The 18,903-nt window shown below is 72.2% G+C and carries 19 protein-coding genes; 6 read left to right on the top strand and 13 right to left on the bottom strand.

Features of this window, described 5'->3' with window-relative positions; all coding sequences use genetic code 11:
- Positions 1-5: 5 nt before the first annotated feature.
- Positions 6-1,292: an adenylosuccinate synthase gene (locus ACPPVO_RS59855; protein WP_426508870.1), complete on the bottom strand. Its 1,287-nt coding sequence runs from the start codon at positions 1,290-1,292 to the stop codon at positions 6-8.
- A gap of 83 nt (positions 1,293-1,375) precedes the next feature.
- On the opposite strand from ACPPVO_RS59855, the gene ACPPVO_RS59860 reads away from it, so the two are divergent.
- Positions 1,376-2,251: a diacylglycerol kinase family protein gene (locus tag ACPPVO_RS59860; protein ID WP_426508871.1), complete on the top strand. Its 876-nt coding sequence runs from the start codon at positions 1,376-1,378 to the stop codon at positions 2,249-2,251.
- 712 nt (positions 2,252-2,963) lie between these two features.
- Positions 2,964-4,640: a MinD/ParA family ATP-binding protein gene (locus ACPPVO_RS59865; RefSeq protein WP_426514919.1), complete on the top strand. Its 1,677-nt coding sequence runs from the start codon at positions 2,964-2,966 to the stop codon at positions 4,638-4,640.
- 26 nt (positions 4,641-4,666) lie between these two features.
- Here ACPPVO_RS59865 and ACPPVO_RS59870 read toward each other — a convergent pair whose 3' ends face one another.
- A complete protein-coding gene (locus ACPPVO_RS59870) occupies positions 4,667-5,080 on the bottom strand; it encodes a DUF3151 domain-containing protein (RefSeq protein WP_360368319.1) in 414 nt (137 codons plus the stop codon).
- A 227-nt stretch (positions 5,081-5,307) separates the two neighbouring features.
- Between ACPPVO_RS59870 and ACPPVO_RS59875 the strand changes: the two genes are divergently transcribed.
- Positions 5,308-6,534, top strand: a complete 1,227-nt coding sequence (locus ACPPVO_RS59875) for an LOG family protein (RefSeq protein ID WP_426508872.1) — start codon at positions 5,308-5,310, stop codon at positions 6,532-6,534.
- Positions 6,535-6,615: 81 nt separating this feature from the next.
- Positions 6,616-7,137, top strand: a complete 522-nt coding sequence (locus ACPPVO_RS59880) for a hypothetical protein (protein ID WP_426508874.1) — start codon at positions 6,616-6,618, stop codon at positions 7,135-7,137.
- Between the two features lie 291 nt (positions 7,138-7,428).
- Here ACPPVO_RS59880 and fbaA read toward each other — a convergent pair whose 3' ends face one another.
- The gene (gene fbaA / locus ACPPVO_RS59885) at positions 7,429-8,454 is read right to left on the bottom strand and encodes a class II fructose-bisphosphate aldolase (RefSeq protein ID WP_426508876.1); all 1,026 of its coding nucleotides are present in this window, start codon (positions 8,452-8,454) and stop codon (positions 7,429-7,431) included.
- 240 nt (positions 8,455-8,694) lie between these two features.
- Between fbaA and ACPPVO_RS59890 the strand changes: the two genes are divergently transcribed.
- On the top strand, positions 8,695-8,907 hold the full coding sequence (locus ACPPVO_RS59890; RefSeq protein WP_360368310.1) for a hypothetical protein: 213 nt from the start codon (positions 8,695-8,697) through the stop codon (positions 8,905-8,907).
- Between the two features lie 175 nt (positions 8,908-9,082).
- Here the strand turns inward: ACPPVO_RS59890 and ACPPVO_RS59895 are convergent, their stop codons facing one another.
- From ACPPVO_RS59895 to amrS, 5 genes are all read right to left on the bottom strand, one after another.
- The gene (locus ACPPVO_RS59895) at positions 9,083-10,000 is read right to left on the bottom strand and encodes an LCP family protein (RefSeq protein ID WP_426514920.1); all 918 of its coding nucleotides are present in this window, start codon (positions 9,998-10,000) and stop codon (positions 9,083-9,085) included.
- A complete protein-coding gene (locus ACPPVO_RS59900; protein ID WP_426508878.1) occupies positions 10,000-10,506 on the bottom strand; it encodes a SigE family RNA polymerase sigma factor in 507 nt (168 codons plus the stop codon). Before ACPPVO_RS59900 ends, ACPPVO_RS59895 begins: the two co-directional genes overlap by 1 nt.
- A gap of 63 nt (positions 10,507-10,569) precedes the next feature.
- Positions 10,570-11,457 (bottom strand): phytanoyl-CoA dioxygenase family protein, encoded by an 888-nt coding sequence (locus ACPPVO_RS59905; protein ID WP_426508880.1) that lies wholly within the window; start codon positions 11,455-11,457, stop codon positions 10,570-10,572.
- 167 nt (positions 11,458-11,624) lie between these two features.
- Positions 11,625-12,389: an AmmeMemoRadiSam system protein B gene (gene amrB, locus ACPPVO_RS59910; protein ID WP_426508882.1), complete on the bottom strand. Its 765-nt coding sequence runs from the start codon at positions 12,387-12,389 to the stop codon at positions 11,625-11,627.
- Positions 12,386-13,450, bottom strand: a complete 1,065-nt coding sequence (gene amrS, locus ACPPVO_RS59915) for an AmmeMemoRadiSam system radical SAM enzyme (RefSeq protein ID WP_426508883.1) — start codon at positions 13,448-13,450, stop codon at positions 12,386-12,388. The genes amrB and amrS overlap by 4 nt, the downstream gene beginning before the upstream one ends.
- 46 nt (positions 13,451-13,496) lie before the next feature.
- On the opposite strand from amrS, the gene ACPPVO_RS59920 reads away from it, so the two are divergent.
- Positions 13,497-14,276 carry a DedA family protein gene (locus tag ACPPVO_RS59920; RefSeq protein ID WP_426508885.1) on the top strand — a complete coding sequence of 260 codons (780 nt, stop codon included), beginning with the start codon at positions 13,497-13,499 and terminating at the stop codon, positions 14,274-14,276.
- Between the two features lie 206 nt (positions 14,277-14,482).
- Here the strand turns inward: ACPPVO_RS59920 and ACPPVO_RS59925 are convergent, their stop codons facing one another.
- From ACPPVO_RS59925 to ACPPVO_RS59945, 5 genes are all read right to left on the bottom strand, one after another.
- On the bottom strand, positions 14,483-16,003 hold the full coding sequence (locus tag ACPPVO_RS59925; protein WP_426508886.1) for a VWA domain-containing protein: 1,521 nt from the start codon (positions 16,001-16,003) through the stop codon (positions 14,483-14,485).
- A 77-nt stretch (positions 16,004-16,080) separates the two neighbouring features.
- On the bottom strand, positions 16,081-16,719 hold the full coding sequence (locus ACPPVO_RS59930; RefSeq protein ID WP_426508888.1) for a class II aldolase/adducin family protein: 639 nt from the start codon (positions 16,717-16,719) through the stop codon (positions 16,081-16,083).
- Positions 16,720-16,736: 17 nt separating this feature from the next.
- Positions 16,737-17,117: an ArsR/SmtB family transcription factor gene (locus ACPPVO_RS59935; protein WP_203848243.1), complete on the bottom strand. Its 381-nt coding sequence runs from the start codon at positions 17,115-17,117 to the stop codon at positions 16,737-16,739.
- Positions 17,118-17,174: 57 nt separating this feature from the next.
- Complete coding sequence (gene pyrE / locus ACPPVO_RS59940; RefSeq protein WP_360368286.1) at positions 17,175-17,717, bottom strand: orotate phosphoribosyltransferase; 543 nt, start codon at positions 17,715-17,717, stop codon at positions 17,175-17,177.
- 394 nt (positions 17,718-18,111) lie between these two features.
- Positions 18,112-18,888, bottom strand: coding sequence for an SDR family NAD(P)-dependent oxidoreductase (locus ACPPVO_RS59945; RefSeq protein WP_426508891.1), 777 nt, complete (start codon positions 18,886-18,888; stop codon positions 18,112-18,114).
- Positions 18,889-18,903 lie beyond the last annotated feature (15 nt).

An 18,903-nucleotide genomic window follows, 5' to 3' on the forward strand; every position in this document is an offset into this window, starting at 1 on the left:
ACAGCCTAGAGGAGCGGGTGCCGCACCACGTTTTCGTCCCGGCCCGGGCCCACCCCCACGATGGACACCCGCGTGCCCGCGAGCTCCTCGATGCGCTCGACGTAGCGGCGAGCGTTGACCGGGAGCTCGTCGAACGAGCGGGCCTGGGAGATGTCCTCCCACCAGCCGGGCAGCTCCTCGTAGACCGGGGTGGCGTGGTGGAACTCGGTCTGCGTCATCGGCATGTCGTCGGTGCGCTTGCCGTCCACGTCGTACGCCACGCAGATCGGCACCTTGTCCAGGCCCGAGAGCACGTCGAGCTTGGTCACGACCAGGTCGGTGATGCCGTTGAGCCGGGTGGCGTACCGCGCGACGACGGCGTCGTACCAGCCCGTGCGCCGCTCGCGGCCGGTGGTCGTGCCGTACTCCCGGCCGATCTTGCGCAGGTGCACGCCGTTCTCGTCGAACAGCTCGGTCGGGAACGGGCCCGAGCCCACCCGCGTCGTGTAGGCCTTCGTCACGCCGATGACCTGGCTGATCGCGGTCGGCGGGATGCCCGCACCCACGCACGCGCCGCCCGCGGTCGGGTTGGACGACGTCACGAACGGGTAGGTGCCGTGGTCCATGTCGAGCATGGTGGCCTGGGCGCCCTCGAGCAGGACCGTGCGGCCCTCCTCCAGGCCGCGCCACAGCACCTGGCGGGTGTCCGTGATGTACGGCCGGATGCGCTCCGCGTAGGTGAGGTACTCCTCGACCACCGCGTCGACGTCGATCTCCTTGCGGTTGTACACCTTGAAGAGCACCTGGTTGCGCTCGCGCAGCACGATCTCGAGCTTCTTGCGCAGGATGCCCGGGTCGAGCAGGTCCTGCACGCGGATGCCCATCCGCGAGACCTTGTCGCCGTAGGCCGGGCCGATGCCGCGGCCGGTGGTGCCGATCCGCGACGAGCCGAGGTAGCGCTCCACCACCCGGTCCAGGGCCCGGTGGTGGGGCATGATGAGGTGCGCGTCGCCCGAGATCATCAACCGCGACACGTCGACGCCGCGCTCGGCGAGCCCGTCGATCTCGGTGAGCAGGACCTTCGGGTCGATCACGACGCCGTTGCCGATCACGATGGCCGCGTTGGGCCACAGCGCGCCCGAAGGCATGAGGTGCAGGGCGAACTTCTGCCCATCCGGCGTCACGACTGTGTGACCCGCGTTATTGCCGCCGGAGTAGCGCACGACGTAGTCGACGCCGCCGCCAATCATGTCGGTAACCTTGCCCTTGCCCTCGTCGCCCCACTGAGCGCCGATGAGCACGATCGCTGGCATGTCTGCTCGCCCTCCAAGGTCGGGCGACCCGCGTTCGCCCGGGGTGCCAGGCTAACAACCTTCGGAAAGGCAGGCTGACAACGGTGGTCGACATCGTGCTGCTCGCGCTCGGCGAAGACTCGCAGTGTGGCTGCGAAAACGGCGCGTGCGGCACCCGAACCCCCATTCTCGCCTGCCGCGACGCCCTGCGCACGGCAAGTGCCGAGGTCCGGACCGTCGTGGCGCACGACGACAAGGAGATCGACGCAGCTCTCGCGGCGCTGCCCGAGGCCCGCGTGATCGTCGCCACGGCCGCCGACGGCCAGCTGCGGGCCGTCATGCGCCGGCTGGTGCGGCGGTACGCCCCCGCGCCCAGCAAGCGCCCGGAGTCCCTGCCCGGCGACCGCACCATCCCCGACCTCCCGCCGATCGGCGTGCTCCCGCTCGGCCCGGACCCGACCGACCTGGCCACGCGGCTGGGCCTGCCCCGCGCGCCGGCCGACGTGGCCGCGGCGGTGCTGGGCGGCAACGTGCGCCGCCTCGACCTCCTGCGCAACGACGGCGGCTCGGTCACCCTCGACGGCGCCCTGCTCGGCGGGATCAACGCCGACGGGGCGGCCGGCACCTACCTGGCCCGCGTCGAGGTCGACGACGCCGTCCTGGCCGACGGCACCGAGCCCGTGCTCATGTCGGTCGTCGCCAACGCGTCCCGGTACGCCACGGTCGACGGCCTGCCCCTGATCACCGCGCCGGTCATGGATGACGGCGTGCTCGACGTGGCCGTCGCCGTCCCGGTCGCCTCCCGCGGGCTGTTCCGCCGCCCCCGCGTGGAGATCCAGGTCCGCCGCGCCCACGGTCGCGCGGTGGCCATCTCGCCGCGCGCCGAGGTGCCGTTCGTCGACGACGGCGTGGAGGGCACCCTGACCCGCAAGCGATCGTGGTGGATGGAGCGCGGGGCCTGGGGCGTGTACGTGCCATAGGGCCCGTAGTCGCAGCAGTGTCGCAGGTCGAACTCGTCGCATACGGTGGTAGTGCACCGCGGGGAGGGAATCGAGCGTGAACGACATGGTCTGGCCGCCGGACGAGAGCATCGACGGACGGCGGGGTGAACGCGCGGCTCAGGGCGCCGGCGCGGGGTCTGACCACGCCGGTTCGCCCTGGTCACAGCCGCCCGGCTCGGTGGATCCGCTGGCGTGGCCCCCGCCACCGCCCGGCGGCCCCGCCAGGCCCGAGGACGACAACGAGGACGATCCGAACGGCCGCGGCCCGATCTTCGGCCCGGGCCCGGGCGTGGAGGGCGGCCTGCAGCACGGCCGCCCGGTCCCGCACGCGCCAAGCGCCGGCGAGCCGGTGTCGGCGCCGGGGGGTGGCATCCCGCTGAGCGGCGGGAACGGCATCCCCGTGTCCGGCGGCATTCCGGTGGGCGGGCCGTTCCAGCCTCCTGTTTCGAGCCCTCCGAGGCCGGTCTCGGGCGGTCCCGGCGCGGGTCCGATCTCCGGGCCCCCAGCTCCGGGGCCGTTCTCCGGTCCGCCCGCCCCTGGCCCGTTCTCCGGTCCGCCGGCACCGATCCCCGGCCCTCCTATCTCCTTCCCGGGCGGCCCCGCCCCGATTCCTGGTCCTCCTGCGCCGGTGTCGGGGCCTCCGGGGCCGGTGTCGGGTCCGCCCGCCCCCGTCTCGGGTCCGCCGGGGCCCATCTCGGGCCCTCCCGCCGTGGGTATCTACTCGACCCCTCCGACCACGCCGCCGCCGTCCAACTTCGCCCCGCCGCCGCCCGCTCCGGGTCCGCTGCCGGGGCCGCCGCTGCCCGGTCCGCCCGGCGTGCTGCCGCCTCCTCCCGGCGCGTGGCCGGTGAGCGGTCCGCCGCCCGGCGCCCCTATGCCGCCACCGCCGGGCCCGGGCCCCATGCCCGGCCCGCCCATGCCCGGCCCGCCCATCCCCGGTCCTCCGATGGCTGGTCCGCCCGTCCCCGGTCCGCCGATGCCGGGGCCGCCCATGTCGGGCCCGCCGGGTCCGCCGATGCCGGGTCCGCCGGGTCCCCCCATGTCAGGCCCACCCGGTCCGCCCATGTCGGGTCCTCCCGGTCCGCCCATGGCCGGGCCGCCGTTCCCCGGACCGGACGGTTTCCCACCGGCGCCCCCGACGCAGGCGTTCCCCGTCCTGCCGCCCCAGGGACCCCCGCAGGGACCCCCGCCCGGACCGCACCAGGGCCCACCGCCCGGCCCGCCTTTCGGACAAATGCCACCCGGACAGTTCCCGCCGGGACAAATGCCGCCACCCGGGCAGTTCCCACCCGGGCAGTTCCCACCCGGGCAGTTCCCACCCGGGCAGATGCCGCCCGGACCCCCCGGGCCGTACCAGGGACTCGCCGGCCCGCCCGGCCAGAACCCCGCCGTCCCTCCGCTGCCGCCCATGCCCCAGGACAACTGGCACGACGGCACGACCCCCACGGCCGAGGAGTTCGCCCGGCGCCGCCAGGCCAAGCCGGCCGACCCGGTGGCATCCCGCGGCGTCCGCGGCGCGCTCGCCAAGGGCACCCTGGGCCTCGTCGCGGTGACCCCGGGCCGGCGTGAGCAGGAGTACCGGCAGGAAGTCGAGATGGTCCGCCGCAACTTCGGCGGCCTGCGCCAGGTGACAGTCGTCAACCCCAAGGGCGGCGCCGGCAAGACCGTGGCCGTGCTGCTGCTCGCGATGACGTTCGGGCAGAAGCGCGGCGGCTACGTGCTGGCCTGGGACAACAACGAGACCCAGGGCACCCTGGGCATGCGCGCCCAGCAGGACTTCCACAACCGTACGGTCCGCGACCTGATGCACGACCTGGGCAACTTCAAGGGCGCCCAGGGCCGCGTCGGCGACCTGTCGCAGTACGTCCGCGCGCAGGGCGAGGGCATGTTCGACGTGCTCGCTTCCGACGAGTCGGCGACCGCGGGCGAGATGCTTACCGCCGACGCGTTCGGGGAGATCCGCGACGTCGTCAGCCGGTTCTACAAGCTGATCGTCGTGGACACCGGCAACAACGTGCGGGCCGAGAACTGGCAGGCCGCGATCGACGCGACCGACCAGCTCGTGGTCACGATGTCGGCGCGCAACGACTCGGCCGAGACCGCCTCGCGCATGCTCGACCACCTCGAGCAGCACGGCCGGCAGCGGCTCGTACGCCAGGCGGTGACGGTCGTGTCCATGCCACCGAGCCGGCGCCACGTCGACGTGCCCGCGATCACCCGGCACTTCGCGGCCCGGACGCGCACCGTGCTGATCGTGCCCTACGAGAAGTTCATCGACTCGGGCGAGCCGATCCGCTACCCGGGCCTGACCTCCGCGAGCCGCGACGCCTGGCTCAAGGTCGCCGCGGCCGTGTCGGAGGGCCTCTAGGAGAGAGCGGCCGTGCCGGAGGGGCTCTAGGAAAGGGCAGTCACGGCGGCCGGGTCGCTGTCGCGCAGGAAGGTCGCGCAGCGCTCGGCCTCCTCGTCCTCCCCGATCGCCGCGGCCGCCCGCCCGAGCGCGTTCAGCGCCCGCAGGAAGCCCTGGTTCGGCTCGTGCGCCCACGGCACCGGGCCGGCCCCGCGCCACCCGTTGCGGCGCAGCTGGTCGAGGCCGCGGTGGTAGCCGGTGCGCGCGTACGCGTAAGCGGTCACCGGCTCGCCGGCCGCGAGAGCCAGCTCGGCGAGGCGCGCCCACGCGGCGCTGTAGGCCGGGTTCTGCGCGGCGACCGCCTTGGCGGCCTCCTCGGTGTCGGCCTTCGCCAGTTGTTCGGCGGCGTGCGGCTCGGCGGGAAGCAGGGTGGGCGCGGGCTCGGGCAGGAGGTTCGGCATGCCGCAATTACACCAGAGAAGGCCTGACTGAACGGTTGAGCCCGCGTGAAGCGCACGGAGGGTGTGCCGCCCGCGGGGACGTACTACAACTGAAAGTCCGGAGCCTCCCCAGGACCCGGTTCGCGACGGCTCGGTCCTCCGGATCGGGCCGTCGCTCTCAACGTCACAGGCCACGCCGGTGGAGACCCGGGTCGGCCGGCGGCGGCTTTGCAGGGGTTTGGCAGGATATGACCGTGCCAACCCCGCCACCGCCCGACGTCGTCGCGCTGCACGATCACTCCCCGGATGAGATCGAGTCGCCCGAGGAGCTGCAGTTCCACCTGCGCCAGGGCACCATCGCCGGCAAGATCGTCCAGGGCCTCGACCTGAGCGCCGTCGACCTCTCCGCCGTGGACGTCGCCGACGCGCTGTTCATCGGCTGCCACTTCGACGGCCTCGACCACGTCGTGGACCTGCTGCGGCGCCGGGCCGTCGTGGTGCCCGAGTTCGACAGCGTGCCGTACGCGACCCACCCCTCCCAGCTCTACGTGCCCGACGACCTCGCCGCGGGGTTCACCTCCGCCGGCTTCGAGGGCATGTTCGACACGGTCGTGTACCGGCACTTCCGCGCCACCGGCGGGGCGACGCCGGAGATCCGCGAGGCCGTCGCCCAGCGCATGCACGACTCCGGCGTCGACAACGCGCTGGCCAACGTCACCGCCGGCTGGATCGCCGCGCGAGGGCCGGCCGCCGCGATCGGCATCATGGGCGGCCACGCGGCGCGGCGGGGCGCGGTGGAGTACCGCAGCGCCGCCGAGCTGGCCTGGCGGCTGGCGCGCGCCGACCGCCTGGTGGTGACCGGCGGCGGCCCCGGCGTCATGGAGGCGGCCAACCTCGGCGCGTTCCTGGCCGAGCACCCGGTCGAGGTCGTGGGCGAGGCGATCGACCAGCTCGCGGGCGCGCCCGACTTCCACGACCACCAGCCGTACACCGCGGCCTCCCTGGCCGTCCGCGAGCGCTACGGCCGCCCGGTCCCGCCGACGCCCGACTCGTCCGAGCCGGCCGACCAGGCCGCCGTCGACCCCGTCACCTGGGCCCGGCGCGGCGGGCTGGCCATCCCGACCTGGCTCTACGGCCACGAGCCGGCCAACCTGTTCGCCGCGAAGATCGCGAAGTACTTCTCCAACGCGATCCGCGAGGACACCATCCTGCGGCTCTCCCGCGGCGGCATCGTCTTCGCGCCGGGCATGGCCGGCACCGTGCAGGAGGTGTTCCAGGCCGCGACCAAGACCTTCTACGCCACCGACGGCGTCAGCGGCCCGTTCGTCTTCCTCGACGTGGCGCACTGGACCGAGCGGCTGCCCATCCGCGGCCTGCTCGAGCCGCTGCTGGCCGCCTCGCCGGTGGGGGACCTGCGCCCGCTCCTGCACATCACCGACGACGTGGCGGAGGCGGCCGAAATTCTGACCGCCTAAGTGAGTGCGTTTCGCCATTACTTAAAGTAATGATGCTGTTACGTTGGGTCAGCAACTGGTCGCAGAGAGGACCCAGACCCCATGACGCAGCAACAATTCTGGCGAAAGCGCGCCGTCTCCCTCGGGCTGAGCACCGCCGCCGCCACCGCCGTGATCGTCGGCGGCCTGCCGTACGTGGCGCACGCCGCGTTGACGGGCACCATCGCGATCACCACGCCGTCGACCGGCAAGCTGGCCGCGGACACCGCCAAGCAGGTGCTCGTGCTCACCGTGACCGGCCAGACGCTGTCCGAGGCGCTGGTCACCGGCGTGAACCTCGGCACCGACACGAACTGCCAGAACATCCCCACGTACATCGTCACGAGCGCAACCACGCTCGCGGTCAAGACGCCGACCGGCGGCTGCCCCGCCACCACGACGTCGGGCGGCGACAGCATCGACATCCTCTTCGCGGGCGGCAACACGCTCAGCAAGACCGGCGGCCTGACCTTCATCGCGCCGCCGGCCATCGCGGCGGCGAGCGACAAGCCGGTCATCAACGACAACAGCGCGCTGCTGATCGACAAGACCGCGGCGGACTACAACGGCGCCTCGGCGACCTAGGCGGTCATGTTCTGCAACAAGATCGCGACGGTCGCCGGGCATCAACACCGCGGGCACGCAGGTCACCGTCACGACGCCCGACGTCACGAACGACACCGACGGCCTGGGCGCCAACGCGTACGCCGGGACCTGCCCGGTCACCATCGCGGACATCACCCGACTCGGCCAACCCGATCCGGGGCCCGGTCACCGCCGGCGGCTACTTCAACTTCCTCAACGAGTAACCGGTGACGCAACACGAACGGCCCGGCTGGAGTCCAGCCGGGCCGTCGTCGTATGCGCCGCTCGGAACTACTTCGACAGCGTGGTGCCCGTCGAACGCAGGTGCTCGCAGGCCTCCACCACGCGGGCGGCCAGGCCGGCCTCGCCGACCTTGCCCCAGGCGCGCGGGTCGTACGCCTTCTTGTTGCCGACCTCGCCGTCGACCTTCAGCACGCCGTCGTAGTTGCTGAACATGTGCGCGGCGACCGGGCGGGTGAACGCGTACTGCGTGTCGGTGTCGATGTTCATCTTGACCACGCCGTAGTCGAGCGCCTCGCGGATCTCCGAGAGCAGCGAGCCGGAGCCGCCGTGGAAGACCAGCGCGAGCGGCTTGTCCTGGCCGTACTTCGCGCCGACGGCGTCCTGGATGGTCTTCAGGATCTCCGGGCGGAGCTTGACGTTGCCCGGCTTGTACACGCCGTGCACGTTGCCGAAGGTCAGGGCGGCCATGTAGCGGCCCTTCTCGCCCAGGCCGAGCTTCTCGACCATGGCCAGGCCGTCCTCGACGGTGGTGTACAGCTTCTCGTCGATCGCGCCGACGACGCCGTCCTCCTCGCCGCCCACGACGCCGACCTCGATCTCGAGGACGACCTTGGCGGCGGCCGTCTTGGCCAGCAGCTCCTCGGCGATGTCGAGGTTCTCACCCAGCGGCACCGCGGAGCCGTCCCACATGTGCGACTGGAACAGCGGCTCCTCGCCCTTGGCGACGCGCTCGGCCGAGATGTCCAGCAGCGGGCGGACGAACTTGTCCAGCTTGTCCTTCGGGCAGTGGTCGGTGTGCAGCGCGATGTTGACCGAGTACTTCTTCGCGACCTCGTGCGCGAACGCGGCAAGCGCCACCGAGCCCGTGATCATGTCCTTCACGGTCGGGCCGGAGAGGTACTCCGCGCCGCCGGTCGAGACCTGGATGATGCCGTCACTCTCGGCCTCGGCGAAGCCGCGGATCGCCGCGTTGAGCGTCTGCGACGACGAGACGTTGATCGCCGGGTAGGCGAACGCACCGGCCTTGGCGCGGTCGAGCATCTCGGCGTAGACATCGGACGAGGCGATGGGCATGACGGCGCTCCTTGACTCAATGGATCGTGCGGGGTTGCTGGAGCCGACAGGCGCGAGCCCCAACGCGGACCGCGCTGTCCTGCCACGGAGTATCTCGCAGTCCTGAGCATCGCTCGTAGCCGGGTGACCTGGGCCGGATTTGCCCGGGCCGGGGGGCGCGGCCCCCGGAACAGTCGTACGGTGGAGAACGGCCAAGGTACGGAAGCGAGCTACCGCAGCGAGCGACAGGGAGCCCCGGCGATGACCCAGCCAGACGAGGAACTACTGACCCTCGACGAGCTTCTCGACCCGGACGTGCGCGACCCGGAGGCCTCGCCCGAGGACGCGGCCGAGCAGGCCCAGCCGGCCAACCCGCTGGACCGGCCGTACGCGCCCCATGCGCGGCCGTGGGAGGCGAACGAGTACGACGCGATCGAGCAGGACCGCGAGGTCGACCTCGACGACGAGTACTGACCGGGCGCGCTAGGGGCTGTGTCGAAGTGGGGGTCGGAGCGAGGCGAGGCTCAGGCGTCGGCTGGGGCCGCGCCGGGCGCGCCCCGATACCGGGGGTTGTATCGGGGTGTGACCGGCGTGGTTCCCGGCGGCGCCTGAGTCCGCCGCAGCCCGGCCATCCACTTCGATACAGCCCCTAGGCCAGGGCGTACTGCGGGTGAGCCTTCAGCCAGGCCCCGACCCGCCCGTTCTGCATGGCCTCGAAGAGCCCGTCCCCGCCCGGCACCGGCTCCGGACCGCGCTCGCCGGCGGTGGCGGGCAGCCGGATCGCCGTCACCGCCGCCGGGTCGACCCCGGCCATCCGGGTCGCCAGCGTGGACAGCGACGTCGGCCCGAGGTGCAGCTCGAGCCCGTCGGCGGCCGCGGAGACCAGGCCGGGCAGCCTGACCGGGTCGGCCGCGGCCTTCGCGAGCTCGGTCAGGTACTGATGCAGCACCCGATCGTCGCCGGCCGCCACGGACCGGCGCAGGTAGTCGACCGCCTCGTGCGCGTCGAAGTGCCGGCAGCCGGGCGCGCAGAGATCGACCCCGCCCGCGGCCCGGGTGACCGACTCGAGCCCGGCGAGGTCGACGACCGCGCCGCCGTCGAGGGTCAGCCCGGTCATCGCGGCGACCGCTTCGGACGCGAGCTGGTACCCGCCGACCAGGTAGGCCCCGTCGGCGCGCTGCAGGCCGAGCCCGGGCAGCTCGAGCCGCAGGTCGCGGGGGAGCACCACCTCGTAGGCGGTGCGCGCGCCCGGGTTGACGTGCACCAGCACGATCGCGTTGGCGTTCACCCGGGCCGGCGCGCCGCTGCCCCGGTCGATGCCGATGATCAGCAGGTTGATCGGCTGCGTAGGCGGGACCGCCTCGGGCGGCGCCGGGCGGGGCGCGGCCACGAACGGCACCAGCAGCAGCGCGAGGATGGAGCACAGGAAGGTCAGGCCGGAGACGACCCAGCGCCGCAGCGCGCGCAGCCGGCGGGCCCCGGTCACGATCGAATCGCCCAGCTCGGGCGACGCCACCGGGATCAGCTCCTCGTGGCGGGCGAAGGTCTCGCGCAGCAGGTCGTCCATCACGGCGTTGAGCCCCCGTCGCCGGCGAGGGTGGGCGCGGTGCTGGCGCGCAGCGAGGCGAGGGCCCGGGAGATCCACGAGCGGACGGTGCCGACGGGGCTGCCCATGACGTCGGCGATCTCGCCGTCGGTGAGCCCCTCGTAGTAGCGCAGCACGAGGGCCGCGCGCTGCTGGCGGGGCAGGCCGCCGAGCAGCAGCCACACCTGGTCGCGCTCGGCGTGCGTGTCGGCGTGGTCGGGCTCCAGCTGGCCGCTGTCGATCTCGACGCCGCGCAGCGCGACCCGACGCAGCCACGAGCCGCGGTGCAGGTCGACGTACGCGTTGGTGATCATGCGCTTGACGTAGCGCTCGGGCAGGTCGGCCGCCGCGATCCGGCGCCACTTCAGCTGCGCGCGGATCATCGTGTCCTGGACGAGGTCCTGCGCCGTGTGCGGGTCGCCGGTGAGCATGACGGCATAGCGCAGCAGCGCCTGCAACCGCGCCTCGACGAACTCCTCGAACGTCATCCGACCCCTTACGCGAAACCCGGCTCCGACCCTAAGACGGATCGAAGCCGGGCGAACATTGCGTCAGGGAATGAGCGGCGGGTAGCTCGGGTCGAGCAGGCCCCGCTCCCGCAGCGCCACGTAGAGCGGCGTCGACTCGGGGTAGTGGCCCCAGTGGTGGTCGCCGTCGCCGACCCCGATGCCGCCGAGCAGCTGCTGCTGGACCTGGTTCAGCCGGCTCCACCAGGGCTTGTTCGGCAGGCCGGCGACCTCGTCGCGGATGGCGATCCAGCGGTACGTGTAGCCGAGGAACACGCAGCGCCGGGTGATCTCGGAGTAGTTGTCCGAGCGCGCGTGCCAGATCCGGCGGTCGAAGAAGACCACGTCGCCGGCGTCGACCTTGACCTGCTTGGCGCCCTGCGGGGCCGGCCACGGCACATCGCGCTTGGGCGGGCCGGGCAGCCAGTTGGTCTTGTGGCTGCCGGGCAGGAGCGTCAGGTTGCCCCGGCCCTCCTCGGAGACGTCCGAGAGCCAGAACGCGAGCTTCACCGACAGTCGCGGCCGCGGGTCGGTCTCCAGCTCCCGGTTCTGCCGGCCGCCGTCCTGATGCCAGTGCCACCAGTCCGGCTTGGCCGCCGGGACGGTCGGGTGCACGTCCAGGTGCGAGTGGTAGATGTGCACGTTCCAGCCGAGCATCGACCACACGAGCGGCAGCGTCGCCGGGTGGTCGATGAGGTCGACCAGCTCCGGGCAGCTCGTCACGGCGCTGAGCAGGTGCAGCGAGCCGTCCGCCGCGCGCGGGTGCGTGGCGTGCGCGACGTCGAGCACCGACGCGTAGTGGCGGACCTCGTCGGGGCTCAGCACGCCCTTCAACACGAGGTAACCGTCCGTGTCGAACTGCTCCCGCTGCTCGCTCGTCATCGGCACCCAGCCGGTGCCGGCCGCCGGGCCGGCCGTCGTCGTGGCAGACATGCCCCGTTCTCCAGTTCCGGCGCCGTCCACCGGCGCCTCCATTCGAAAGACGGAGCTGGAGCGCCTCATCAGAGGTCGGCCGATCGGTCAGGGTCTTTTGGCCGAAACGGACGCAACGGAATAGTCCGTTATGACGTCGGTGTGCCGATGACGGCTACCGAGCGTGATCAGTCCAGCGAGGCGGCCAGGTAGCCGACGACCCGGTCGCGGGGCCCGCCCTCATCGCCCGAGGTGGCCCGGTGCAGCACCCGGACCGCGGATCCGCGATCGCGGGCCCACGCCAGGAGGCCGCGCAGCGCATACCGTCCGCAAGCGTCCCGGTCGCCGACGCCTCCGGGTTCGAGGCGCTCGATCGCCGCGACGGTGCGCGAATCGGCCGCCCGGGCCTGCTCCTGCGTCAGATAGTGCGAAAGGTCGGTGCTGCACAGCACGATCGAGCCGGGCCCCGCGACGGCGGCCAGCAGCGCCGCCACCGCGTCCACCGGCGCGACCCCGACGCACACCGGCAGCACCCGCGAGAACCCCAGAAACTGCAGGAACGGGAGTTGTACCTCGAGTGAGTGCTCGGGCGCGTGCGGCGCGTCGTCGGCCACCGCCAGCCCGGCCGCCACGAGCTCCCCGGCGCCCAGTGTGTCGAGCGTCACAGCACCCATCGGCGTCGACCACTCCGTGACCGTCGGCACCGCGGCCCCCCGCAGCGCGACCCGGTGCGCGGGGCCGACGAGGACGACGCGCTCGGCCGTGCGCCCCTCCAGGCGGCGGTACGCGTGCGCGGCCGTCGGACCCGACCACCGGTAACCGGCGTGCGGGACGATGTACGCGCGCGATTCGTCGCTTGCCGCCGGTACCGCCGCCAAAAGCTTTTCGATCGTGGAGCGCAGCTCCCGCGGGTCGTCCGGGTAGAAGCTCCCGGCCACGGCGGGCGGTCTCACCCGATCCTCACCGGCAGCCGGCGCCGGCCCCAGCCGCCGGCGGGGCCCTCGAACACGCCCGGCATGGCATGCCCGCACGCGGTGCACCGCCCGTCGTCGGTGAGCGCGTAGCTGACCAGGTCGTACCAGTCGCGCACCACGGCCGCGGCGCCGCAGCCGGGGCAGCGTGTCGTCTGGCCGCCGGGGTCGTGGACGTTGCCGGTGTACACGAACCGCAGGCCCGTATCGAGCGCGATCCGCCGCGCCCGGCGCAGGGTCTCGGGCGGGGTCGGGGGCACGTCGCGCATCTTGAAGTCGGGGTGGAAGGCGGAGAAGTGCAGCGGCACGTCCGGCCCCAGGTGCTCCAGCAGCCAGTCGCACTGCTTGTGCAGCTCGTCGTCGCCGTCGTTCTGCCCCGGGATCAGCAGCGTGGTGACCTCGAACCACACGTCGGTCGTGCGCAGGTACTCGAGCGTGTCCAGCACCGAGCCGAGCCGAGCGAACGTGACCTTCTCGTAGAAGCGCTCGCTGAACGCCTTGAGGTCGATGTTGGCCGCGTCGATGTGCCGGTAGAACTCCTCGCGCGGGGCCGGGTTCATGTACCCGGCCGAGACCGCGACCGCCTTGATCCCGCGCTCCCGGCAGGCGTCGGCGACGTCCATGGCGTACTCCATGAAGATCACCGGGTCGTTGTAGGTGAACGCGATCGAGCGGCAGCCCAGGCGCTCGGCCTCGGCGGCGAGCTGCTCCGGGCCGGCCGCCGCGCCGAGGGTGTCGATCTCGCGGCTCTTGGAGATGTCCCAGTTCTGGCAGAACCGGCAGCCGAGGTTGCACCCCGCGGTGCCGAACGACAGCACCGGCGTCCCGGGCAGGAAGTGGTTCAGCGGCTTCTTCTCGATGGGGTCGACGCAGAACCCTGACGATCGGCCGTAGGTCGTGAGCACGATCTGGTCGTCCTCGCGCTGCCGCACGAAGCAGAAACCCCGCTGGCTTTCGTGCAAACGACAGTTGCGGGGACAAACGTCGCACTGAACCCGCCCGTCGTCGAGCCGGTGCCAGTGTGCGGTCGTGACCACCGCCATACTCCGAGCTTAGCTTTGCGAACGCCCTCACGTACCCTGGTGACCCGTGGAAGAAAAGACGCGTGCCCTGGGCGACCTGCTCTCCCTCAACCCTCTCGACGCGAAGGGGCTGCTGAGCACGTTCGGCGTGATCGGCGTCTGGCTCATCATGTTCGTCGAGACCGGGCTGCTGGTCGGCTTCTTCTTCCCCGGCGACTCGCTGCTGTTCCTGGCCGGCGTCGCCGCGTCCCCCGTCGCCAGCGAGTTGGTCGGCACACACCTGAGCCTGACCCAGCTGCTGATCGGCGCCCCCATCTGCGCGATCGCCGGCGCCCAGCTGGGCCACTACCTCGGCGCCCGCTACGGCCGCCGGATGTTCGACCGGCCCAACTCGCGGATCTTCAAGAAGGAGTACGTCGAGAAGGCCGAGCACTACTTCGCGAAGTTCGGCCCGGCCAAGGCCGTCGTGCTCGCCCGCTTCATCCCGATCGTGCGCACGTTCCTCAACCCGGTCGCCGGCGTCATCGGCATGCCGGCGCGGCAGTTCTTCGTGTGGAACGTGGTCGGCGGCTTCCTGTGGACCGACGGCATCATCCTGATCGGCTGGGCCCTGGCCAAGCAGATCTTCGACCTGACCGGCGGGGAGATCGACAAGTACCTCGTGCCGGCCGTCGCCCTGATCGTGCTGATCTCGGCGCTGCCGATCTTCATCGAGATCTTCCGCGGCTGGCGGGAGCGCAAGCGCGGCGTCGCGCACCGGGCGGCCGACCCGGCCAACGCCCCGACCGAGGTCTTCCCGACCGTTCCCCCGGCCGAGCGCCCCGGCACCCACCGGGTGCACGACTAGGTCCTGTCCTGCCGATCATGTCGAGCCGAGACGAGGTCCAGATTTCGCCTGCGTGTGCCCCGCGGAGGCCTGGCTACCGGTGTTGTAACCCGGCCTTCGCGGGGTGCGCGCAGCGCCTTGGGCGGGCCGGCTTGGCGCAGCGCGCCGGGCCGGCCTGGGCGAGGGCCTGGGCCCGGCGCAGGCCGGCATGATCGGCAGGATAGGGCCTAAGACGTACGGATCAGGGCCCGGAGGAAGATGTTGCCGATCTGCTCCGGGTCCTGCACCACGAAGGCCCGCCCGCCCGTCGTCGCCGCGATCGCCTCGAGCTCGTCCTTGTGCACGTCGGGGCCGATGCCGAGCAGCACCACGCGGACCGGGCGGGTCGGGTCGGTGGCCCGCTCCAGCTCCAGCCGCAGCGTCTCCAGGCTCATCCCGGGCTTGGAGTTCGAGCCGTCGGTGAAGACCACGACGGTGTTCGAGCGGCCCTCGCGGTAGCCGTCCCGGAGCGACGTGTACGCCGCCAGCACCGTCTCGTAGAGGCCGCACACGTCGCTCGGCGCGGCCCGGGCCGCCGCGACCGCGCCGCTGAGCCGGGCGCGCTGGCCCTCGTTGAGCGCGGACACCGGGACGACCTGCTGGTGGCCGGCGGAGTACGCCCACAGCCCGAGCTCGCTGTCGTCCGTGAACAGCCCCAGCCCGTCGGTGGCCGTCTTGCGCAGCACGTCGAGCCGCGACGGCCCGCCCTTGGCGATCGGCCGGGTCATCGACGCGCTCACGTCGACTAGCGTCAGCACCCGCGACGGCGCGGTCGTGGCGTTCCAGTACCCGAGCACGTCGGCGATCTTCTGCCCGTCGTCGGCCTTGCCTGTCGCGGGCGCGCGGAAGCCCCGGCTCGTGAACGCGTCGCCGTTCGCGGCCAGCGCGGCCCGCAGCAGCTCGGCGGCGGCCAGGTTCGCCGCCGGACGGCCGCTGACCACGGCGAAGGGGTAGTCCAGGGCGGCCGCCGGTTCGAGCGGGAGCGCCGTCAGCGCCCCGGCCTGCTGCTCGCTGGTCAGCACCGCCTGGCCGCCCGCGGCCGCGTTGCGCAGCAGCGTCGCCGGGTCGGGCGCGACGGCGATCGACCGGTACGCCCGGACGAGATCCACCAGGCGGTCGGGGTCGGTGGCGATGCCGTCGTACAGCAGCCCGGCCCCGGCCAGCCCGGCGGCGCTGCGCCGCGGGTCGACGGCGCCGATGCGCGCCCGGGCGAGCAGCGCCCCGACCTGGGCCGCGCCCACCGAGCGCAGGCCCAGCGCGGCCGCGGTCGGCGGGGCCGCGGCGAACACGACCGGGCTGGTCGCGACCGAGTCCGTCCGCGCCTCGAACGCCTGCTGGTCGGCGCCGCGCACCCGGGTCAGCCACACCGTCGAGTCGGGGATCCACACCGTGGGCACGTCGGCGTCGGCCGGCGAGGGGGCGGCCGAGGCTGCGGTGCCGAGGTTGCCGCCGGTGCGGGCCGCGAGCCGACCGGCGACGTCGGCCGGCTCGGCCGCCGTGACCTCGACCCGCACGCAGTCGCCGCGGACCTCCGGCCCGGTGGCGGCGAACCGATCGGCCGCCGCGCGCACCGCGGGCGCGATCTCCGGGGCGGCGGCGACGAGGAGCCGCACGCCGCCGGTGCAGGAGCCGTGGCCGCCGGTCACCGCGCGCACGGCGACGAAGGTGACGGCGACGAGGGCCAGCGCGGCACCGGCCGCGAGGGGCACCCGCCTTCTCCGGACATCCACCGTTCATGCCCCCTTGACCTGCGGTTCAACAGGAGGACGAGGGTAAGGGACCGGCCTCAGACGGTGGCGGCGGGGTCGTCGAGCCAGTCGGCCGGCAGCGGCGGGAGCGGGGTGCCGAGGGCCAGGGCGCGGTACGTCAGCCGCGCCGCCTCCTCGAGGTACAGGGCGCGCTTGTGCGCCAGCTCCACCGAATCGGCGACGACGCAGCAGCCGTGGCGGGAGAGAACGACGCAGTTGGTGCCGTCGGCGCACGCCTCGGCGGCCAGCCGGCCCACTTCGGGGCGGCCCGGCGGCACGAACGGCGTGGTGGCGACGCGGCGCAGATAGAAGGCGTGGTCGGTGGTGACCAGCCGGATCGGCGCGCCGATCGCGTCGAGCAGCAGGACGCTCTGCGGGTGCAGGTGCACGACCGCGTTGACGTCGGGGCGAGCGCGATAGATCGCCAGATGGAGCCCGAGCTCCGACGACGGCGCGACCCTGTCAAGGGTCGCGCCGTCGATGATTCGGATCCGAACGAATGATCCGCGGTCGAGGCCATCGAGCCAGGTCCCGGCCGCGGTTGCCCAGCATTCGTCCGTGTCTGGTGCCCGAGCGGACAGATTGCCACCCGAGCCCACGACGAGTCCGGCCCGCACGACCGCCTGCCCGAGATGGGCGAGTTGGTCGCGGAGGTCCCCGGTCGGGTAGTGCCCCAAGGCGCTACCCGACACTGCTAGCGAGGCGCCTTCTTGGTCGCGCGCTTGCGCGGCGGCGTCAGAAGGTCGGCGATGGTGCCGATAGCGGCGGGCACGAGGCGGTAGAACGCCCACACACCCCGCTTTTCGCGCTCCAGCAGACCAGCCTCGGTCAGGATTCGCAGGTGGTGGCTCACCGTGGGCTGCGAGAGCCCAAGCGGGGCCGTCAGGTCACACACACACGCCTCGCCGTCGGGCGCCGACTGGATCAGGCTCAGAAGCCGGAGTCGGGCCGGGTCGGCAAGCGCCTTCAGGACACCGGCCAAACGCTCGGCGTCAGCACGGTCAATCGGCTCGCCGGCAAGCGGCGAGATCTGGGGCAGGGTCATCTCAGCCAGCGCAGTTCCCACGTATTCCATCCTTCCACCAACACCATCGACCCGCCTGCATATGCGCAGGTCCGAATCGACAATTTTTCAGCCCTGTCGGCCGAGGTCGGCCAACGAAAATGCTGAGCGATAGCTCAGCCCCGCGGCGCGAACCGCCTTTTCCGCGCCTCTATCGACGATAACGGCCACACCGACCACATCGGCGCCCGCCTCTCGCAACGCGTCGACCGCAGTGAGCACACTTCCACCTGTAGTGGAGGTGTCCTCGACCGCGAGGACGCGCCGGCCGGCGACGTCGGGCCCTTCGACCCGGCGTTGCAGACCATGAGCCTTGTCACTCTTGCGGACAACGAACGCGTCAAGCGATCGTCCCCCACGGGCGGCCGCCGCATGCAGCATCGCGGTGGCCACCGGGTCCGCGCCGAGGGTCAGCCCTCCCACGGCATCGAACTCCCAGTCGTCGACGAGATCGAGGAGAACCCGGCCGACCAACGGTGCACCAGCATGGTGCAGCGTCAAACGACGGAGGTCCACGTACCAGTCGGCAACTTGTCCGGACGACAGCGTGACCCGTCCGGACACCACGGCGAGGTCCCGTACGAGTTTCAGCAGGTCGTCACGGTCGGTCATGTCCGAAGCGTACGCGCTAAAGCTCCGCAGTGAATCGATGACCCGCACTCTCGGCCAAATTAATGGCCGTCAAGGGGACAAGGGTGAATACGAAGGTGATCGCAGCGATCACCACGAGTGACGCGAGAGGTGGCGGTGACTGGGGATAACGATGCACCGATGCCTCGGGCACTAACCCGAATCTTGCTCTCATTAGATCGTGGCAATACTCGATACAGGGCTTTGACCTGCACCGACAGCCGAAAGTACGGTCGCGGCCCGACCGGATGCCTATGGGAGCGCTGCCAATCGGCCCATCAGCCGAACGTACGTGACCACAATCATGTTCGATACACAGCAAATTCAATGCTTGTCATAGTGCACACATCGACGAAGACCGGTGCCGTGTTGGGCGTTAACGCTCCTCATGCCCGATGCGTCCCCTCGCACCGCGGGACGCACGGTGGAGCAGACCGCGCGGCGCGAGACGGATGCCGAGCACGGCAATCTTGTACTTCCAGCCGGGCACGCTGACCATTCGGCCGCGCCGCAGGTCCCGCAGGGCCGCCCGCGCCACCTCGCCGGCGTCAAGCCACAGCCACGACGGCATCCGCGCGGTGTCGATGCCGGCGCTCGCGTGGAACTCGGTGCGGGTGTACCCCGGGCAGAGCGCCATGACCCGCACGCCGGACCCGCGCACCAGCTGCGCCTGCGACTCGCTGAAGTTGGTGACCCAGGCCTTGCTCGCCGGGTACGTCGAGCCGGGCATCATCGCCGCGAACCCCGACACGGACGAGACGTTGACGATGCCGCCCCGGCCGCGCTCCACCATTCCGGGCAGGGCGGCCAGCGTCAGGCGCATGACCGCGTGGACGTTGAGCCGCAGCAGCTCCTCCTCGAGCTCGGGCGAGGAGCGCAGGAAGGACCGGTTGAGCGACCGCCCGGCGTTGTTCACGAGCAGGTCGATCGGGCGGTCCGGGTCGGCGAGCCGGGCCGCCACCGCCTGGGCCCCGGCGACGGTGGCCAGGTCGGCGACAAGCGTCTCGACCGGCACCGGCAGCTCGGCGGCGAGGGCCTGCAGCACTTCGCCGCGGCGGGCGACGAGCACGAGCTCGTGGCCCTCCGCGGCGAGGTGGCGGGCGAAGGCGGCGCCGATGCCGGCGGTAGCGCCGGTGATGAGTGCGACTGGCACCGCCGCAGGCTACCC

Source organism: Dactylosporangium sp. McL0621 (assembly GCF_049995355.1).
Taxonomy (GTDB): Bacteria; Actinomycetota; Actinomycetes; order Mycobacteriales; family Micromonosporaceae; genus Dactylosporangium.